This is a genomic window from Nostocoides australiense Ben110, assembly GCF_001050535.1.
Taxonomy (GTDB): Bacteria; Actinomycetota; Actinomycetes; order Actinomycetales; family Dermatophilaceae; genus Nostocoides_A; species Nostocoides_A australiense.
On sequence record NZ_HG764815.1, the window covers coordinates 2,926,471 to 2,930,125 of the forward strand.

The window sequence follows — 3,655 nt, forward strand, 5'->3', positions numbered from 1 at the left end:
CCCCACCCCCCCGCCGAGGGCGGACCGGAGCCCGACGCCGAAGGGCCGGAGCCCGACGCCGAAGGACCGGATGAGAACAAGGAGTCAGGGGTATGACGCAGATCGCCTCCACACCCACGACCCCGTCGGCCGTCGGGGCGGGGCAGCCCGGTGGTGCGGTCTCGACCGCCACCAGCGGCGCCGCCGAACGCCGCGCCCAGTCGCGCCGCCACTACTTCACCGGCACCCCCGGCCGGATGCGCCTGATGGCGGCGATCGCCAGCGCCCTGTGCCTGGCGTTCGCGCTTGCGGGCTTCACCGGCCTGCGCGGAGTGCAGACCTCGGTGGACCGCGCCAGCGCCAACACCGAACAGGTGGTGCGCTCCCGCGCCATCTATGCCGATCTGCTCGCCGCCGACGCCGCCGTGACCAACGGCTTCCTCGTCGGCGGGTTGGAGAGCCCCGCGAGCCGCAAGACCTATGACGAGGCGATGGCCCGGGTCGCCGAGAACATCGCGACCGCGGCCAGCGCCCAAGAGGCCGACGGCAAGGCGCTGGCCGCTCTCAACGAGGAGGTCCAGAACTACGCCGCGAACATCGACCGGGCACGCACCTACAACCGTGAGGGCAAACCCGTTGGGGCCCAATATCTTCGGATCGCGGGCACTGACCTACGCGCCCAGGCTCTGCCGATCGCCGATGCCGTCGCCACCGCCAACGAGGGCCGCGCCGAGGACGCCTACGGCATCGGCGCTCCCGGGTGGCTCGCGCTGGGGACCGGGCTCGTCGCACTCGGCGGTCTGCTCGCGATCGCGGTCTGGCTGGCCCGCCGCACCCACCGCTACGTCAATCTGCCCCTGACCGCCGCCATCCTGCTCGTCGGCGCCGCGCTCGGTCTCGCGGCGTGGCATGTCACGCAGGTCGCGAACACCCTCAACGACGCGCGCAACGGCGAGTACAAGGCGGCCACCGCGCTGGCGCAGGCGCGGGCAGCGGCATACGACGCGAAGGCCAACGAGTCACTGACGCTCATCGCTCGCGGCAGCGGGCAGGCGTTCGAGAAGGCCTACCAGGACTCGAGCGCCAAGACCCTGGACAAGCTGCAGGAGCTCGTCAACGCCGATCCCGCACAGGACAGCCTGCGGTCGCGGTTCGGGGCCTACACGGTGAAGCACTCCGCGATCCGCAAGGCCGACGACGGTGGCGACTGGACGGGTGCGGTCAAACTCGCCACCAGCGATGCCGCCGACTCGGCCAATGACACCTTCCGACAGTTCGACCAAGCCGCGAGCACCGTGCTCGCTCAGGAGGTCAAGAGCATCACCACCGCCTTCGACCGCATCGGCGGCTGGCTGCTGTCATGGGTGGCCGGCGGCGCGGCGGCGCTGGCCGCGCTGCTCGCGGGCCGATCGATGTCGCGCCGGATCGAGGAGTACCGATGAACCGTATGCCGAGACCCACCTCGCCGTTCAAGGCCGGCGGGGTGGCGCTGCTCGCCGCGCTCGGGCTCGCGGCCTGCGCCGGCGGGGACTACCCCGACACCCCCCTCCCGACGTCCGCGTCCGCCTCGTCGTCGGCGACGACGGCAGCTCCCACCACACCCGTCTCGTGCGACAACGCGACGCAGACCTATGACCCGCTCGCCTCGGTGCCGGCCCGAAGCCAGATCACCGACGGGGCGATGTCCGACATCATCCAGCGGGGTTATCTGCGGGTGGGGGTTTCCGCCGACTCCTACCTCCTCGGGGCGAACAACCCGCGCACCGGACAGATCGAGGGCTTCGACATCGACGTGGCCCGGGCGATCGCCGAGGCGATCTTCGGCGACCCGAACAAGGCGCGACTCGTCGTGATCACGGCAGCGGACCGCATACCGGCCCTCCAGGACGGACGCGTCGACCTCGTCGCCCGCAATATGACCATGAACTGCGCTCGCTGGCAGGACATCGCCTTCTCCAGCGAGTACTACCACGCCGGCCAGAAGATCCTCGTGGGCATCGACAGCAAAGCGACGTCGCTCGACGACCTCAAGGGCCAACGTGTCTGTGCCCCAACGGGAACCACCAGCCTCGCCAAGCTCCAGGAAGTCAACGACCAGGTGGGCGGCATCTCGATCGTCACAGCCGCCAACCACACCGGGTGCCTGGTGAAGTTCCAGCAGGGCGAGGCCGACGCGATCACCGGCGACGACACGGTCCTCGCCGGGCTTGCCGCGCAGGATCCCTATGCCAAGGTGCCCGACTCGGAGGCGATCACCGACGAGCCCTACGGTCTCGGCATCGCCAAGGAGAACACCTACTTCGTCCAATATGTCAACGCCGTCCTCGACGAGATGCGCGCCGATGGACGCTGGACCAAGATCTACAACACATGGCTCGCGCCGAGCCTCGGCAAGGCGCCCAAGCCCCCGACGCCGGTCTACGGCCGCTGATGTCCCTCGACCTCGGGATGACCGCGTCTCCCGGTGGCACTCCGCGTGCCCCGGGCCGGCTCGGCGTGCCCGTCACCGCCGCGGAGGCGCTGCGTTATCTGACCGACCTCGGGCTGTGGCTCGACGAGCGGCGCAAGCAACTCGACGCCATCGACCAGGCCGCGCTCGCGGCCCCGGATCAGACCGACCGCGAGGCGCTCACCCACGACATCACGGTCTCGATGGCGCTGTGGAAGGCGATCTCGGACCGGTATGAACTGTTGCGGGTCGCCTTCGACTCCGGCCGGGTCGGCCCGGTGCAGGCCGAACAACTCTCGACACTGATCTGGGGGCGCCTCGATGTCGCGCCGGGGCAGGGCCGGGAGACGACCCGGGCGCGGATGCCCAGTGGTGCCGAGGGCACGCTGGCGGTCTCGTTGCCCGAGGCGTGCCGGCTCTCCGACGCGATGGCCTCCTCACTACGCGCCCGATTGGCCTTGGAGACAACGGGGCTCGACGTCAGCATCCGGGTCAAGGCGATCCGCGAAGGGGTCGAACGCATTCGCGACCAGATCGCGATGATGCCGCTGGGCACCGCGCGCGAGAAGGCCCAGCACGAGTTGGTCGGCACAGAGCAGCGCCTGTTCGACGTCACCGAACGGGCCAAACGGGGTGCCGATGTCGGCGGTTTCCTCGGCCCCTTGGAGATCGACGTCGCGGCCCGTGAACGCGACCTGATCATCGCCGCCTCCCGCCGCCACGAGTCGGCACGCGATGCCGCCCGCGCGCGTGAACTGATCGCCGACCTTGCCGCGCGCGGTGACGCGATCCGTTCCCTGCAGGCCCAGTGCCTCCAAAGCGTCTCTCCCGCACCCAAACTCGCCGTGCCCGATGTGCGTGCCTTAGGCGCGGTGCCGGAGGACCCCGATGCCGTCGACGCGCTGCTCGCGCGGCTCGCCCTCGTCGGCAAGGCGCTCGATCAGGCCCACGAGACGTATGCCCGCGCGCTCGCCGAACGCGATGAACTCACCGGTCTCGTCGGTGCCCTCGACGCCCAGGTGGCCGCCTCGCCGGCGGTCAGCGACGCCGAACGCGCCGACCTGGCGCCGATGCGCGCCCAACTGGCCGCCACCTTGGCGGCCACCCCGATCCCGCTGGTGCGGGCGCGGGCGCTGATGGCGGCATACCAGTCCTATGTCCAAGCCGTGACCACCAACACCGGAAGGGCACCGCGATGAGCGAGCTGACCGCCTGCCGACAGACTGG

3 protein-coding genes are annotated in these 3,655 nt (G+C 70.5%); all 3 read left to right on the forward strand.

What is annotated here, in order from left to right; genetic code table 11:
- Nucleotides 1–92 precede the first annotated feature (92 nt).
- Genes BN11_RS14080 through BN11_RS14090 form a run of 3 tightly spaced genes read left to right on the forward strand, consistent with a single transcriptional unit; the run spans nucleotide 93 to nucleotide 3,627 of the window.
- Complete coding sequence (locus BN11_RS14080) at nucleotides 93–1,421, forward strand: hypothetical protein (protein ID WP_048698634.1); 1,329 nt, start codon at nucleotides 93–95, stop codon at nucleotides 1,419–1,421.
- A 5-nt stretch (nucleotides 1,422–1,426) separates the two neighbouring features.
- Nucleotides 1,427–2,410, forward strand: coding sequence for a glutamate ABC transporter substrate-binding protein (locus tag BN11_RS14085; protein ID WP_048698636.1), 984 nt, complete (start codon nucleotides 1,427–1,429; stop codon nucleotides 2,408–2,410).
- On the forward strand, nucleotides 2,350–3,627 hold the full coding sequence (locus tag BN11_RS14090) for a hypothetical protein (RefSeq protein ID WP_053084113.1): 1,278 nt from the start codon (nucleotides 2,350–2,352) through the stop codon (nucleotides 3,625–3,627). The genes BN11_RS14085 and BN11_RS14090 overlap by 61 nt, the downstream gene beginning before the upstream one ends.
- The last annotated feature ends 28 nt before the right edge of the window (nucleotides 3,628–3,655 follow it).

Coding starts and splice junctions, on each gene's coding strand:
- BN11_RS14080 (WP_048698634.1), top strand. CDS start 93: ATGACGCAGATCGCCTCCACACCCACGACCCCGTCGGCCGTCGGGGCG.
- BN11_RS14085 (WP_048698636.1), top strand. CDS start 1,427: ATGCCGAGACCCACCTCGCCGTTCAAGGCCGGCGGGGTGGCGCTGCTC.
- BN11_RS14090 (WP_053084113.1), top strand. CDS start 2,350: ATGGCTCGCGCCGAGCCTCGGCAAGGCGCCCAAGCCCCCGACGCCGGT.